Here is a 16397-nt window from a genome sequence, read left to right as displayed (position 1 = left end):
GTAAAAAGGCCGCGTGCGGTGTGGTGTCGCAGCAGGCGTTGAAACGAGTGTAGCGGTATCGATTCGAAATGCCGGATGAATTGAGGCTAGTTCACAATCCTGTGGCGAGGGAGCTTGCTCCCGTTGGACTGCGCAGCAGTCCCCTTCTTTTTGGGATAAGAGGGGCCGCTTCGCGGCCCAACGGGAGCAAGCTCCCTCGCCACAATTACTTACACGTCCGTCAAATAGTGCGTCGCCAGTGCGGCCAACACCTCATCCACCGCCCAAAACTCCCGCTCAACCCCCGGCAACACCGGCCGCTTCAACACCAGCACCGGTACTCCACGTTCCCGCGCCACTTCCAGCTTCGGCTCGGTGGCGGTGCTGCCGCTGTTCTTGCTGATCAGCACGTCGATCTGCCGACGCTCGAACAGCTCGCGTTCATCCTCAATCAGAAACGGCCCGCGCGCGCTAATCACTTCGCAGCGCTCGTTGCCCGGATAAACGTCCAGTGCACGCAACGTCCAGAATTGCTCCGGCGGGATTTCGTGCAGGTGCTGCAGCGGTTCGCGGCCGAGGGTGAACAGCGGTCGGCGGAACGGTTTCAACGCTTCGATCAACTCGGCCCAATCGCTGACCTCGCGCCAGTCATCCCCGGCTTGTGGTTGCCAGGCCGGACGCCGCAAAGCCCAGCACGCAATGCCGCTCAACTTCGCGGCGGTGGCGGCGTTCTGACTGATTTGGGCCGCGTAGGGATGGGTCGCATCCAGCAGCAGGTCGATGCCTTCATCGCGAATGAACTGCGCCAGACCTTCAGCGCCGCCATAGCCGCCAACCCGAACCTGGCAGTTCAGATCCGTCGGCACGCGACCGACACCGGCCAGGCTATAGATGTGTTCCGGTCCCAGGGTTCGGGCGATGGCCAGGGCCTCAGTGACGCCGCCGAGCAACAACACGCGCTTCATTGAAAAACTCCTGCATGGCCGACAATCCCGCCCTGGCGATCGATGGCGAACACTTCGATCTGAACCTGCGCTGGCACCACGCTGCGGGCAAAGTCCAGGGCGTGCTGACACACCGCGTCGCCGAGGGCGATCCCGGCAGCGCTGGCCATCGCTAACGCCTGCTGACTGGTATTGGCTTCGCGGATCGCCTGTTGCAACGCCTCATCCGCGCCAACCTCCGCCGCCCATTCGGCCAGTTGCGGCAGGTCGATGCTTGAATGCCGACTGTGCAGATCCATGTGCCCGGCCGCCAGTTTGCTGATCTTGCCGAACCCGCCGCACAGGCTGAGTTTATCCACAGGCACTTTGCGCAAGTGCTTGAGTACCGCGCCGACGAAGTCGCCCATTTCGATCAGGGCGATTTCCGGCAGGTCATAGACCCGGCGCATGGTGTCTTCGCTGGCGTTGCCGGTGCACGCGGCGATATGCAGGTAGCCGTTGGTTTTGGCAACGTCGATGCCTTGGTGGATCGAGGCGATGTAGGCCGCGCAGGAGAAGGGCCGGACAATGCCGCTGGTGCCGAGGATCGACAAGCCGCCGAGAATCCCCAGTCGCGGGTTCATGGTTTTCAGTGCCAGGGCTTCGCCGTCTTCGACGTTCACCGTGACCTCGAAGCCGCCCTGATAATCCAGTTCTTCGGCCAGCAGCGTCAGGTGCTCGCTGATCATCTTGCGCGGCACCGGGTTGATCGCCGGTTCGCCGACGTTCAGCACCAGCCCGGGCCGTGTGACGGTGCCCACCCCACGACCGGCGCTGAAGCGAATGCCCGGATCACTGTGCAAGCGCACTTGGGAGAAGAGCAGGGCGCCGTGGGTCACGTCCGGGTCGTCGCCGGCGTCCTTGATTGTTCCGGCTTCGGCGCCGTCGTTCATCAACCGACAGAATTCCAGGCGCATCTGCACCCGTTTGCCTTTGGGCAGAATGATCTCGACGGCGTCTGCTTCCACGCCACTGAGCAGCAGGCGTGCCGCCGCGAGGCTGGTGGCGGTGGCGCAGCTGCCGGTGGTCAGGCCGCTGCGTAGCGGGGCGGGTTGTTCGGCGGTTTCGTCACGCATCGAGGGGCTTCGTCACGTCCAGCAAAGTAATCGGCAGCGCCTGACGCCAGGTATCGAACTCGCCCAGCGGTTGCGCCTGGGCGACATGAATGCGGGTCAATTCACCGCCATACCGTTCACGCCAGGCCATCAAGGTCACTTCACTTTGCAGGGTGACGGCGTTGGCGATTAGCCGACCACCGGGTTTGAGTTGCGCCCAGCAAGTATCGAGTACACCTTCGCGGGTGACGCCGCCACCGATGAAAACGGCGTCCGGGCGTTCCAGCCCATCCAGGGCTTGGGGCGCGCTGCCGCGAATCAATTGCAGACCGGGGACGCCCAAGGCATCGCGGTTGTGTTCGATCAACAACTGCCGACCTTCATCCGCTTCGATGGCCAGCGCCCGGCAGCTCGGATGAGCGCGCATCCACTCTATGCCGATCGAACCGCTGCCAGCGCCGACGTCCCACAGCAGTTCACCGGGAATCGGGGCCAGGCGCGCGAGGGTAATGGCACGCACATCGCGCTTGGTCAGTTGGCCGTCATGCTTGAAGGCAGAGTCTGGCAATCCGGCGAGTCGGGACAGCCGCGGCGTGTTCGGTTCGGCGATGCATTCGATGGCGATCAGGTTCAGATCGGCAATCAGCGGGTCGTTCCAGTCGTTGGCAACACCCTCGATGCGTCGTTCGGCTTCGCCGCCCAGATGTTCCAGCACGGTGAGGCGACTGGGCCCGAAACCGCGCTCGCGCAGCAATGCCGCGATGGCCGCCGGTGTCTGGCCGTCGTTGCTCAACACCAGCAAGCGCACCCCACCGAACAGATGGGCGTTGAGTGCGGCGATGGGGCGGGCGACCACCGACAGTGTTACCACGTCCTGCAACGGCCAGCCCAGGCGAGCTGCCGCCAGCGACACGGAAGACGGAGCGGGCAGAATCAGCATTTCCGCGCCGGGCAGTTGCCGCGCAAGGCTGGCGCCGACGCCAAAGAACATCGGGTCGCCGCTGGCCAGTACACAAACCGGCTCGCCGCGCAGCGCCAGTAACGGCTCAAGGGTAAACGGACTGGGCCACAACTGGCGTTCGCCGCGAATGCACACCGGCAGCAAGTCCAGTTGGCGTTGGCCGCCGATAATCCGCGAGGCGTCCATCAGGGCGCGCCGGGCGTTCTTGCCCAGGCCCTTGAAGCCGTCTTCACCGATTCCCACAACCGTTAGCCAGGGTGTCATGCCGTTCCTTAATCCAGGGTTGATCTTCAAGGGCGGCATGATAACGCGGCTGCCGGTATCTGACGCGGGTCGGTTGTCGGAGAATGTTTAACCGATAGCGGAAACTTAATGTTGTGCAAAAGCGGTTTGCTTTATGCGTGTTTTTGCTAGTTTGGGTCCAGCTTAAGTCGGGCTTAATGAAAGTTTTGATTTAACGACGAAGCATTTTATTTTTTAATGATTGCCAGGTTGGCAGGAGAGATATGGATATCAATTCAAACACAGATAACATCCGCAGCAATGCAATCGCTGTGAACAATATGTTGTTCACAGGCATCGGGGGCCAGACTGCAGCCGACAACAATTTTGTAAAGAGCTGCGTTCTACTCGCGCAGATCAAGGCGGACGAACTTTATAACAGCAGTACCCAGCCTGCTGAATGGTTCGATCACTTTGCCGGCATTCTCTGGTCATTTGGCTGGAATCTTGAGGAACAGCCCGTCGTTCTGATCCAGCGCGAATTCTCCGGAAGCGTGCAGGAGGCATGGCGAAAGTTGGCGGCGCCGTTGCTCGCGCGTTCCCAACTGGCACAAGTTGAAGCAGGACTTGCAGCGCTGGAAAACGATGCGGCGATCCTGAAAAAGTTTACGGCCCTGAGTGGCAAGACTTTCAACTCGCATATTTTGCCGATCAGTTATAACGCCAGCGGCGAGTTGGTCGTGGTGCTCAGTCACATCCGGTTTATCAAGATGGTCCTCAATACCACCTATCTGTTTTGGCAGATCCATCAGCCGATGTCGCAACTGGATATTCGCGCCAGAAAACTGGTGATCAAGCGCCGGACGATGGATGCCCATCGAGCGAGCGTTGAGCAGGCCCTTCGCGAGCTCCCTTTCAAGCTCGAAGAGTACGAACTCTGAACAGCGCCAGGCTGCGTAATGTGTAGCCTTGGCGGTTTCCGACCGGCAGGCATTTTCATGCGCTCGGGCAAAGCAGGCATAATGGCGACCTTTCGCCCACCACAGCGCTGCCAGCCAGCCGGTCACCCCTTTGAACGAACGCCCGATGTCCACCGCTTTACGCCCCTCGGCCTGCCCGGGGTTGCTGCGTATCGTCCAGGCACTGGATGGCGGCATCTGTCGGATCAAATTGAACGGCGGCTCGATCAGCGCTTCCCAGGCTGAAGCGGTGGCCAGCGCGGCCGAACGGTTTGCCGGGGGCGTGATCGAGGCGACCAATCGGGCCAACCTGCAGATTCGCGGGATCGGCAGCGAGCAGACGGCACTGATCGACAGCCTGCTCGCCGCTGGATTGGGCCCGCGTACCGCCGCTGGCGACGATGTGCGCAACCTGATGCTCAGCCCGGCCGCCGGGATTGATCGGCATAGGCTGTTCGACACGCGCCCGCTGGCTGAACAGATTCTCGCCACCCTGCAAAGCCACGAACGCTTTCACGAGCTCAGCGCCAAGTTTGCCGTGCAACTCGACGGCGGCGAGGCGTTGGCGATGCTCGAACATCCCCATGATCTGTGGTTGTCTGCTGCTGAGCGAGAGGGCGAACGGTTGCTGGCATTCGGTCTGGCGGGTTGCCCCACGGACACGCCCGCAGGTTCAGTGACACTTGAGCAAGGACACGCGTTGGTCGTTGCAGTGCTGGAGTTGTTTCTCGATTTGGCGCGGCCCGATCAAACACGGATGCGTCATGTGCTGGCCGAAATCCCGGTCGCAGAATTTCTCGCTCGCCTGGCCGAGCGTGTGCCCTTGAACCCGATCACCGATTGGCGGCGTTCATTGAGCCCGGATGCCCTGCACATCGGCGTTCATCCGCAGGCTGGAACCGAATATGTCTATATCGGTGCCATACCTCCTTTGGGACGGCTCGATCCCGTCATGCTCAGAGGCGCGGCGCAACTGGCGCGCGAGTTCGGCGACGGGAGCCTGCGTTTCACCCCATGGCAAAGTCTGTTGCTACCCACTGTTGGAAAAGAACGGGCGCCCGAAGTCATTCGGCGCCTGGAGCAACTGGGCCTGCTGTGTGAACCCGATCAGCCCTTGTCACGGTTAATCGCCTGCACCGGCTCCGCTGGCTGCGGCAAAGGCCTGGCCGATACCAAGAGCGACGCCTTGCAATTGGCTGCGCTGTTGCAACGCCACGATCAAACGGTGCATCTGTCTGGCTGCCAGCGTTCCTGCGCCGCCGCCCATGGGGTGCCGGTCACGTTATTGGCCGTCGCACCCGGTCGCTACGACCTCTATTTTCGCGATGCGGGGCAGTCGGGTTTCGGCGCCCTGCACGCACGCAATCTTACTATTGAAGCGGTCGGCGGCTTGCTCGACGCCCGCCCACGGAGTTCCCTTGATGCTTGATTACATCCGCGACGGTCAGGAGATCTATCGCAACTCCTTCGCGATCATTCGCGCCGAGGCCAACCTCGAGCGCATCCCGGCCGATCTGGAGAAACTCGCGGTGCGGGTGATCCACGCCTGCGGCATGGTCGAGGCCATCGACGGGCTGCAATTTTCCGCAGGCGCAGGCAAGGCCGGGCGTGATGCGCTGGCGGCTGGCGCGCCGATTTTGTGCGACGCGCGGATGGTCAGCGAAGGCGTGACCCGTGCGCGTTTGCCGGCCAACAATCCGGTGATTTGCACCCTGCGCGATGACAGTGTCCCGGAGCTTGCCCGTGAGTTGGGCAATACCCGTTCCGCCGCCGCGCTGGAACTGTGGCGCCCGCACCTGGAAGGCAGCGTGGTGGTGATCGGCAATGCGCCGACGGCGCTGTTTTATCTGTTGGAAATGCTCGACGCGGGTGCACCGAAACCGGCGCTGATTCTTGGCTTCCCGGTGGGCTTCGTCGGCGCCGCCGAATCCAAGGCGATGCTCGCGGCGGACAGCCGTGGCGTGCCTTTTGTCATCATGCAAGGCCGGTTGGGCGGTAGCGCCATGGCCGCCGCCGCCGTCAACGCCCTTGCTACGGAGATCGAATGATGCAGCAACCTGGACGTTTGATTGGCCTGGGTGTCGGCCCCGGTGATCCGGAACTGATTACCGTCAAAGCCTTGCGCCTGTTGCGCGAATCGCCAGTGGTGGCGTACTTCGTCGCCAAGGGCAAAAAGGGCAACGCCTTCGGCATCATCGAAGCGCATTTGCAGGACGCACAAACCCTGCTGCCGCTGGTTTATCCGGTAACCACCGAAGCGCTGCCGGCGCCGTTGTCGTACGAACAAGTGATCAGCGATTTCTATGACACCGCTGGCGAACAACTCGCTGCGCACCTGGACGCTGGCCGTGACGTGGCGGTGATCTGCGAAGGCGATCCATTCTTCTACGGCTCCTACATGTACCTGCACGATCGTCTGGCCGAACGCTATGAAGCCGAAGTGGTGCCGGGCGTCTGCTCGATGCTCGGCGGTGCGTCGGTACTCGGTGCACCGCTGGTGTATCGCAATCAGAGCCTGTCGGTGTTGTCGGGCGTGTTGCCCCACGAAGACCTCAAGCGGCGACTGGCCGATGCCGATGCGGCGGTGATCATGAAACTGGGGCGCAACTTTCCCAAGGTCCGTCAGGTACTCGAAGAACTCGGTCTGGCCGAGCGTGCGCTGTACGTGGAGCGCGCGACCATGGCCAATCAGAAAATCGTGCCGCTGGATCAGGTCGAGCCGATGTCCTCGCCGTATTTCTCGCTGATCATCGTTCCCGGTGAAAGGTGGCAAGGCTGATGGCCCATTCCGCTCCGGCGATTGTCATCCTCGGTAATGGCAGCCTCGCGACCGCACGCAAAATTCAGCAGGTGTATCCGGGCGCATTGATCCATGGATTGGCCGAACGGGTCGATGGCGCGGACCGTGTTTATCACGAGTTCGGCGCGACCCTGCGCGAGCTTTATCAACAGGACACGCCGATCATCGCGCTGTGCGCCGCCGGGATTGTGATCCGCACCCTGGCGCCGTTGCTGCTGGAAAAAGGCGCCGAGCCGCCGGTGCTGGCCGTGGCCGAAGACGGCAGCGCCGTGGTGCCGCTGCTCGGCGGCCTCGGTGGGGTGAATGTCATGGCGCGCGAGATTGCCGCCGGCCTCGACGTCGCGGCGGCGATTACCACCAGCGGTGAGCTGCGTTTCGGCACGTGCCTGCTCAATCCCCCCAGCGGCTATGCCCTGGGCGATCTGGAGCTGGGCAAGCGCTTTGTCTCGGACTTGCTGGCTGGCGAACACGTGCGCATCGAAGGCGCTGCGCCGTGGTTGGCGCAAGCACAGTTACCGCAGGATCCCGAGGCTCATTTGTCGATCCATGTCGGCAGCGCCGAACGGACGCCGGCCGCCAATGAGCTGTTGATCTACCCGCGCAGTGTGTTGCTGGCGGTCAGCGCCAGTGTGGCGGATTTGCCCCAGGCGATTCGCGCGGCGCTACGTCAGGCGCGAGTCGCCGTTCAATCGCTGGCGTGCTTGCTGGCGCCGGTCACGGAGATGGCCAGCCCGGCGTTGCGCGAGGCGGCGCTTGAGTTGGGTGTGCCGCTGCGTTTTGCGTCGGCTGCCAGCGATGCCAGCGAGTTGGCTCGCGAGGCTATTCCCGGCGCGACGATTATCCCGATCGACGCGAGCCTGGCGCTGGCAATCGCCGAACAGCCGCTGAACGTTGCGCAGATCGGCCAGCCACGCGGTCGACTGGCGGTGATCGGCCTGGGCCCGGGCGCTGCTGAATTGATGGTGCCTGCGGTGAAGGCTGAACTGGCCAGGGCCACTGATGTGCTCGGTTACGAAACCTATGTGCGCATGGCTGGCCCGTTTCGCCCGGATCAAGTGCTGCACTGCACCGACAATCGCGAAGAGATGCAGCGTGCCCGTCACGCCTTCGAACTGGCGGCCCAGGGGCGGTCGGTGATCGTGGTCTCGTCCGGTGATCCCGGCGTGTTCGCCATGGCCGCCGCGGTGCTGGAAGCCTTGCACGAGTCGACTGACCCGGCCTGGCACAGCGTCGATCTGGAGATCCTGCCGGGGGTTTCCGCTTCACTGGCGACGGCCGCTCAGGCCGGTGCGCCGTTGGGGCATGACTTCTGTGTGATGTCCCTGTCGGACAACCTCAAGCCGTGGTCGATCATCGAAAAGCGCTTGGACCTGGCCGCCGAAGCCGATCTGGCGCTGGCCTTCTACAATCCGATCTCCCGCTCGCGGCCATGGCAGTTGGGCCGTGCGCTGGAGATCGTCGCGCAGCACCGTACCCCGGAAACTCCGGTGGTTCTGGGGCGTGATATCGGTCGGCCCGGCCAGACGCTGCGGGTCACCACCCTCGGGGCGCTCACACCTGAGCAAGTGGACATGCGCACCATGGTGCTGATCGGTTCGTCCACCACTTGCGTGTTCCCCCGCGCCGAAGGCGGTGACTGGGTGTACACGCCGCGCTGGTATGGCAACAAACCCCTCTGCTAAAACCTGGCGGCCCGCCCGGGCCGCCTTCATCACCTCAGTCCGGTTACTTCTCTCGATTGTTTCGGCATTTGTGCGTGTAAGCCTGTTCGGTTGTTTGAGTGGGATTTTGTTACCTGCCACGAAGAATTTTTATTCTGCTTTGTAGGAAGTTCTACTTTGATGCCTGGATTTTTAAGGGTGTGACGAATCATTATTTCAGGCGCTTGTTCTGAGATTCGGCCTATAAAGGGCTTTCCAGTATTCTGGCCCGTGAGTCATGACTAAACGAATAAAAGTGCATAAGTCTGTAACGTTGGATGTAATGTTTGTTTTGTAATTAATTGAATTCCTTGTTGGTTGAGCAGTATTGAATGTCGGGTTAGTTTTGACGTGTGCTTTATTGGTGTTAGTCGATTTTAAAGAAGTTATGTAACGCTTCGGCGATATCTGGCGCTTGGCCAGGCAGCTGCACTTTGTTTGCCTCTAAATGTATTGATGCTCGATGCCCGTCTTGGAATGACGGCGCTTTCTTCGCTTTATTTATAACAGGTTGAATGCCCGGGTACCTGAGTGCCCTTGTGGAATCATCATTGTCTAGAGTCGGTCTCGGCTTTTTATATACGATAAATGGAAGTGTTGTTTATGAGTGAGTCTAAGTTTTCGTTGGCGGATGGCTACGTCAATTTTGTGGATTTGTTAAAAGTGGTGGACCTTGAACAGGCGTTAGCATCGCACAAGGGCACCGATCAATATGATGCGGTGTTCCGATATTATTTTGGTTGTATCGGTTTGCTGGATTCTCCACAACTGTTGGAGCCGTTAGGTCTGCTCAAGCAAGCGTTGGGGGCGTTGGAGCACGGTAGCCGACACCGCCGCGCGGCAGAGTCGGGATCGTCTATGAGTTCTGATGCCGCTGGGGCTGCTGATTTGGCGGATATCTACAACAAAGTAGCGGGGTTTGAAACGCGTCTGCACAACAGCCTTGAGCAACTGAAGACGCCTGTCATCGAGGTGCCGAAAAATCTGCATTTTGTCTGGCTTGGGGGTGGCGTCGGGACGATTCAGCGCGACTACATCAACATTTGGAAGCAGGTGATGGCCGCAGAGAGCTATCACCTCAATCTCTGGTACGACAGCGACGCGCTGCTGGCCTATGAAACCAACCGGATCATTGTCGAAGCCGCCAAGGCCGATGCCATGCTCAATGGCGGGCAAACCAGTGCTGACGCGATTGAACTGGGCGACCGCTATGAAGAACGCGCCATTGTTCTGAAGCAGCAAATGCATGCACACATTACGCAGGCGGTGGAAAACGGTGGCAGCGCCGATGACGCCAGAGTCGATTTACTGGTTCGAGCCTATGGCCAGGATGAGGCGCGCCTGAGCGCCCTTAGGAGCGATAACCAGCTTAGTCTCTCGGCATTGGCCGAGGGTGGTCTGGCGCTGCGCGATCTCGCCATTGATGAGGCGCCGCTGTATCTGCAGGATATCTACGAGCGAGAGATCAGCCTGCGCGGTAATTTTGCGGCAGCCTCTGACGTTGTGCGTGCCGAGGCTTTGTTCGCTGAGGGCGGCAGCTACGCTGATGTCGATAATCTGCCGCCGCTGTTGGAAAAGCTGGGCGAGGTGGATATTCGGGCGTTCAAGACAGACGCGCGCCTGGGCGTGCTGCAGTTGATGCTTGACCGCAATCCCCAATGGATGCCCGGCCGTCAGGCTCTGCGCAGCCGCTACACCAACTACTTCGAGCAGATTCCACTGGAACATCGCGAGGCGCTCGAGCGTTTCGCCGATAGCCAACCCAGGCTGAGTGATGTTTTTCGTCCCCCGGTGGAGCGTCTGGTTCTATCGGATGGGCTGCGAGCCGTCGCCGAACAAAGCACTTTGAGTAACGCTTTCCTGATGGCCCATCCTGGCTCAGCAATGCTCAAGACCGTGCTTGAGCGTTTCAGGCTCAATTATGAAATCATCGACGCCACCGCTCGCCTGGCGGATGAGCAAAACATTCCCCTCACCGATGCCGAAGCCATGAGCGGTCTTGCACTCCAGGCGGCGACGCAGGTGTTTGGTGCTTTGCACGAACTGTCGCCGGAAGAAGAACTGGCAGTGTCTTTTCTGGTTCAGGCTGCCGCCACCTACTATAGCGACGGCATCCGGCCTCAGAGCGAAGTGACGATCTATCTGACCGGACCTGCCGCCCTGCGTGCGGGAATGGCGGATTACGAAAGGACGCATTTTACGCCTCGAACTGCCGAAGAGTGGCGAGTGGAGGTTGCCATTCCGGCCATCGCCACCGTCAACCGGGCTACCGAGGAGGAGCTGGATCACTCCTGGAAAGAGAACGAAAGTGACACCGAACAATGGTTGATTAACGAGACTAAACGCTGGCAAGAGGGACAGTTCAAAGCCCGTTACGCGGGCGACCTGGCCCAGTTGCTCAAATACCGGACCATCGACTTTGAGGAAGGCTGGCCGGTCATCGAGGGCCGCCATGTGCTGTCCACCGATCTGTTGCAGCATCTGGCCGATGAGCTGGGCGAGCCGTTCATGCGGACGATGAATCGTAGCCATAACGGTGCGGTGACCTTCGACAAGGCTGTACCCCTGAGTTTCGATGACCGCCAATCGATCCTCGCTCAAAGCCCCGATGCGCTGCCGCCTGCATCATTGAGCGATCCGCAGACACAACAGTTGCCTATCGATGAACTCTTGAGCCGACTCGCCAAGGGTAGCCTCGAAGTCGCTCAGTTGAGCCCCTTGCAGCGTCTGCTGCTCGGCGCCTTGACCGGTGCGCAGGTATTGGATAATCGCAGCTTCGATACGGTTCGTCCGCAGCTGGAAAACCTGGCCAACAGCTTCAGCGAACTAGGCGCGGCGGGCCGCTACGCGACGATCGAACACGCGCTGTATCAACGCCAGGCTCCCGGGTTTCTGGCCGGGCTGGTCAGCCCTCTCGATCATCCGCCAGCGCTTTCCGAAACCGCCCTGGGGTTGAAGAAAAACGCGCTTGAGCAACCTTTGACGCTGCGCCGGTGGGGCAAGCAAGTGGCCCGAATCCAGCAGGTGGCGAAACTCGAATACCGTGACCAGATTGTCGAGCGCCTCGGTGTTGTTCTGGACGGTTTTGAAGCGGGCGCCGTCAAGCTTGTCCCGCAGGATTTACTGCTTCAGGGCGCCGGTGACAGGGTAGGTGGGCGTTGTTATCCACTGGCCCTGGTGATGGCGGCAGCCTTGTCGGAGGGGAAGGCCGCGGCCAACATTCTGCGCGAGCGATTCTACCTGGGGGTTATCGAGCCGCAAGGGAGTGATTCAGCGCTCTTTCTGCACAGCCTGGAGGCGTTGCGGGATGTGCAGATCAGCGAGGTGGGCAGCGCGCTGGGGCGTTCGGATCTGAGTCAGGTTGTGGACATTCTGCAAGCCAGAACAGCCACCAGTACGCTGATGCTCAACTCCGATAATCACGCCATGCTGGTGGCCAAAACCATTGAGGGCGAACGCAGCACTTATCACTTCTATGATCCGAATTTTGGCGTATTCGAGTTTGAACATCCGACCCAGTTCAGACAGGCGCTGGAACAGTTCTTCCTCCGGCAAGAGATGGCCCGGCATTACGCGGCCTATGGCGATGCGGCGCGTCCGACCTTCGATCTGATCGAACTGGAAGGCTCGCGGGTGTCGAGAGTGGCATTGCCTGGCTCAACTCCAGTCTCGGAACTGCTGCAATCCGGCACGTTGACGGGACAGTCGCAACGTCCTGTCAGGCAGCGTCTGGCCAGTGCCCGCGGACAATCATTGATGAGTAACGCTCGCCTGGGCAGTTGTCTATTGGCGCTGGACAGTCACGGGTGGGGGCAACAGATCGCGCAAGTGACGACCCGCCTTCAGCAGCAGAATCAGCTGGCCCCCCACCTTGTACCGTTGTTCGAAACCCTGGAGATCATGCCTGACGGGATGTACCGGATGAGCTTGGTCGACCCTGCAAACCCTGAGCACGTGGTACGAGTCTTCACTGATGACCCTAGACTCTTGCGCATAAAAAACTACCTCTCGGAACGTTTTGCAGCCTTGGCCAATAAATCATCCGTTCCGGGCGATCCTGTCGATCCCACCGATGTTGGTAGTGTCCATACCCTGAACGCCGGCTTCGCCATACAAGCGCTGATGAACGCGTTGAGGGAACAGGAAGGACCCGATCGGTCCCTGACCCTGGCTGTCCGGTTGCATGCCTATGTCAATTACGCGCAGTTGGGGCATGGCGTCGTGGTCGATTTTGCAGGCTTGGTAGGCCTGGTTCGACAAGGCCTGGCCGAAGAAAAACTGATTGCCCGTACTGTCGCTCCGGTGGTCAAAGCCGCTGTGGGGCCGAGCGTGAGCGAAGCGACCGGAGGATTGCTGCAGCTGGCAAATGTCGGGTTCGACATCTACCAATTGACGACCGCGCATAACGATGTCGAGCGGGCGCAGTTTGGGACGCAACTGGCTTTCGACTCGGCCGGTCTGGTGTTGTCGGTAGGCGCCTATGCCGCCGGCGTCACAACTGCCGGGGCGTTTCTGGGTGGGGCTGCTGTGATGCTGGCCGGGTTGGCAGTGGGGGTAGCGGCACTGGCTCAGGGTTTTGCCGCCATCGCCGAAGAAGCCAAACAGGTCGGGCTGTTTTTCGATGAAGTTGAAAAGGCTTATCGCCAAGCCTATCGATTCGACAGCGCTTTGACCGCGTGGATACCGCGCTCGTCGTTGATTGTTCAGACGCTGGATCTGAACGCCGGCAAATTGCTGCTCGACAGCCCCAGGCTTTACCCGTTACGCGATCATTTCGGGGTGCCGACCTTTGATGGCGATTACGAGCGGGCGATCAATATTCGTCAAGAACTGGGCCTGCCCGGTCGCATAACCTTCACTCCGCCCGCCGGGCAGGCCATCGTGCTGCCTTGCACACCGCAAACCTGTTATGGCTACGAGTACAAGGCATTGCCTTTCGCTACGCTGCGCCATGACACCGGGTTCGACACGGCTCGGCGTCTGGAGAAAAAGAAGGCGGATGGAGGGTGGCTGTTCCTGTTTTCCTTCTATTCATTTCCCAGTGATTACATCCTTTATCGCCTGTTCCCGGTCTATCGACCAACAGTGATCAATGTGCTGCTCGATGCCGTCGAGCGCTCGCTGGTAGTGCCTGTTCTTCCTCCGATCTGGCACGGGAAAGTCACTTATCAGATTCAAGGCGCCGGTAAGCACTGTGCATTGGTGCTCAATCCTGGAGTGAATCTGACACTCGAGTCGCCGAGCCTGCAGCTATCGAGTTGGGTGCTGGAGGCGTCTTGGGCCAGTGAGAGCGACATTCGGCTGGAGCGATTCGGGGCATTGTTTATCGGTGACGTTCAGGTGGAATTCGCAGGAAAAGGTCGTCACGAAATCCTGATCCGGATCACGGACAACCAAGTGTTCCAGGTCGACCGCGGCAAACAAGTGCTCACCCTTGTCGAGCAGGATGTGCCACCAGGCATGGATCGGCAGACGCTGCAGGAGCATTTCAAGGTATTGGCTCAAGAGCATCGTCTGGTGATGCCGTATACGCCGGTTCATCACTATCTGATTCCCTTCGAGAAGCCGGACGAACCCCGATATACCACCGCTTGGTATGACGCGAAGGAGGAGCGCTTCCTGTATATCCGTAACGAGGAGGTACTGGCCTCTGATGAAGCACTGCTGGGAGTGGTGGCTGGTGGCTACGCCTATTTCTACATACCGCAGAATTACGAGATCTGGCAAGTCGAGGCGGTCACGGGGCTGCTCACTCATTGTTATCGGTTGCTGCCTAAAAGTACGGAAGCCACCATCAAGCGCATCGAGGCAGATGCCCGGGGGGGGATTCACGTCGTACAGGAAATCGCTCGCGAGAATCAGAGCAGCGATGTACTGGTCTACGTGATCCATGACGGGCAACTGCTGCTGAGTTCGGTCACCCGCGACATGGATCGGACCCTGGAATCGGTCTTCAGTGCCAGTGACACACTGACTGACTGGTCGCAGGTACTGGGCAGCTATCACCCCTTTACGCCAGTCACTGGCGAAAGCACCTTTGCCACCGTCGACTGGCAGCCGGCCCCCTTTGTTTCGGTTTGCTGGAAGTTCGAAGCGAACACACGGGACATGGCCTGGGTTCGTGACAGTGACCACTTGATCATCCGTCCCTCCCCAAGACTTCATCATGACCGCGGATGGGCCGACTCGATCAGCAACATGACTGATCTGACGCTACTCACACCGATGGACGAGGGCGATGTATTTGTCATCTACGACAGGCTCGAACAGCGTCTGTGCCGCAAGCAGCGCACCGTGGTGGGGGGCAAAGGACAGTGGTCCCATACGTGGGTGCAGCCCGAGAAGCTGGAGAATGTCGTGGCTGTTGAAGGTGGGAACGTGGCGCTGACGTCTGATGGTCTGTTCTTCAACGTGACTGGCCAGGGATACCTTGAGTTGGGAGGCTTGAGTGAACCGTGGCTCAAGGATCGCGTGCATTGGTGGTCCGCATTGGAACCGCTTGCCCGGCAACACGCGGCCGAGCGTTTTGCCCTTGTCGGCTTGACCAACTTCAGTGGCGACGCGAGTTTGTGCGCCTGGTACGTCGGCAATCGGTTGCTGCTGGCTGATCTCGGACATGGAAAGGAGGTGCGTTTACTGAGCGTAACCCCGGATAGCGAGGCGGCCTGGTTGTTCGATGTCTCGAGCGGCGAGATCTATCGTCAGGCATTTATCGATCCGCAGAAACTGGAGCCTGCATTCGGTCAGGGGATGCGATTGCTCTTGGCGGACGCGTTACCCACCGCGCAGCGTGAGTGGGCGCCCTGGCAGTTTGTCGAGCTGACGGTAGAAGTGGCTGGACTGCGTGGCACAACGTTCGACGGCGTGATGGTCGAGCTGCGTGATCAAGAACCGGCATGGATTACCGGTGTCACTCGTGAGTGGGTCATTGCTCAGGATGGCCGAATGCACGAGGGCCTCAAACAACTGGTGGACAGCCAACCTCATACCGCGCTGCTGTCGGTGGAGGAACCCGGTAGCCTGATGTGGTTCGTCACCGGGACCGAGCGTGTGATTCGGGTGGCAAAGGCTGCGATTCCGGAGTCCTTTGAGCTGCTGGGTACGCAACAACAAACCAACGTGTTGCTTCATGAAGACAAGGACGGATTACTGCTGACCTACCCGGGCATGGGGCATGCGGGACCCCTCAGTTATGTCCAGCGCGATGCCGAGGTATTGGTCATTGAAGGCCAGATGAAGATCGGCGATGTCCTGCCGCTGATACCGGACGATGTCACGACCCTGATCCTGCGCATGGGGCAAGGAGCGGTGAGTTACCAACTGTCAAAGGCGGCCTGGCTGAGGCTCGAATCGGTCATCCTCGACTGCCGGCATTCGCTGGGCAGCGCGGCGCCGATTCCCGGCAAGTTGATCTGGGAACTGGATGCCCCTGAAAAATTGTTGCTGAGCATCGTCCAGGAACACTTGGTGATCATTGATCCGGACAGCGGGCACAATGTGATCTTTCGTGAGGTGTATGCGACGGATGTCAACTTGCGAGGCGAAGTCTTGCTCGGGTTCGCGAGGCATCAACCTTATTCCGTTTCGACATTGGTCAACAGGTTGCTCGCTCGTCGACACATGTATGACAGCGCAACGCTGGGTGAACTTCTGACGGTACCTGCTGCTGAGTTGGAAAGCAGTCCGGCGGGATAGCCAGAGGGCTGAGTCCTGGAAGTGATGGATCCATCACTTCTTG

9 protein-coding genes are annotated in these 16397 nt (G+C 60.0%); 6 read left to right on the top strand and 3 right to left on the bottom strand.

The window, feature by feature from the left end:
• Positions 1-209: 209 nt before the first annotated feature.
• From AC1RQB_RS19200 to AC1RQB_RS19190, 3 genes are read right to left on the bottom strand one after another with little or no spacing between them, the layout of a single operon-like run.
• Positions 210-944 carry a cobalt-precorrin-6A reductase gene (locus AC1RQB_RS19200; protein WP_063341700.1) on the bottom strand — a complete coding sequence of 245 codons (735 nt, stop codon included), beginning with the start codon at positions 942-944 and terminating at the stop codon, positions 210-212.
• A complete protein-coding gene (locus tag AC1RQB_RS19195) occupies positions 941-2038 on the bottom strand; it encodes a cobalt-precorrin-5B (C(1))-methyltransferase (RefSeq protein WP_063341699.1) in 1098 nt (365 codons plus the stop codon). Before AC1RQB_RS19195 ends, AC1RQB_RS19200 begins: the two co-directional genes overlap by 4 nt.
• The gene (locus AC1RQB_RS19190) at positions 2031-3242 is read right to left on the bottom strand and encodes a bifunctional cobalt-precorrin-7 (C(5))-methyltransferase/cobalt-precorrin-6B (C(15))-methyltransferase (RefSeq protein WP_063341698.1); all 1212 of its coding nucleotides are present in this window, start codon (positions 3240-3242) and stop codon (positions 2031-2033) included. The genes AC1RQB_RS19195 and AC1RQB_RS19190 overlap by 8 nt, the downstream gene beginning before the upstream one ends.
• A gap of 242 nt (positions 3243-3484) precedes the next feature.
• Here AC1RQB_RS19190 and AC1RQB_RS19185 point away from each other — a divergent pair, with 242 nt between their 5' ends.
• The 6 genes from AC1RQB_RS19185 (at position 3485) to AC1RQB_RS19160 (ending at position 16354) form a co-directional block, all read left to right on the top strand.
• Complete coding sequence (locus tag AC1RQB_RS19185) at positions 3485-4141, top strand: hypothetical protein (protein WP_063341697.1); 657 nt, start codon at positions 3485-3487, stop codon at positions 4139-4141.
• A gap of 145 nt (positions 4142-4286) precedes the next feature.
• On the top strand, positions 4287-5588 hold the full coding sequence (gene cobG / locus AC1RQB_RS19180) for a precorrin-3B synthase (RefSeq protein ID WP_063341696.1): 1302 nt from the start codon (positions 4287-4289) through the stop codon (positions 5586-5588).
• The gene (locus AC1RQB_RS19175) at positions 5581-6207 is read left to right on the top strand and encodes a precorrin-8X methylmutase (RefSeq protein WP_063341695.1); all 627 of its coding nucleotides are present in this window, start codon (positions 5581-5583) and stop codon (positions 6205-6207) included. Before cobG ends, AC1RQB_RS19175 begins: the two co-directional genes overlap by 8 nt.
• Positions 6207-6938, top strand: coding sequence for a precorrin-2 C(20)-methyltransferase (locus AC1RQB_RS19170; RefSeq protein WP_063341694.1), 732 nt, complete (start codon positions 6207-6209; stop codon positions 6936-6938). The genes AC1RQB_RS19175 and AC1RQB_RS19170 overlap by 1 nt, the downstream gene beginning before the upstream one ends.
• A complete protein-coding gene (gene cobJ, locus AC1RQB_RS19165; RefSeq protein ID WP_063341693.1) occupies positions 6938-8641 on the top strand; it encodes a precorrin-3B C(17)-methyltransferase in 1704 nt (567 codons plus the stop codon). The genes AC1RQB_RS19170 and cobJ overlap by 1 nt, the downstream gene beginning before the upstream one ends.
• Positions 8642-9262: 621 nt before the next feature.
• Positions 9263-16354: a TcdA/TcdB pore-forming domain-containing protein gene (locus tag AC1RQB_RS19160; RefSeq protein ID WP_207267441.1), complete on the top strand. Its 7092-nt coding sequence runs from the start codon at positions 9263-9265 to the stop codon at positions 16352-16354.
• Positions 16355-16397 lie beyond the last annotated feature (43 nt).

The sequence above is a fragment of the Pseudomonas sp. GW822-FHT02E03 genome, assembly GCF_058802325.1.
This window is presented reverse-complemented; position numbering and strand designations above follow the sequence as displayed.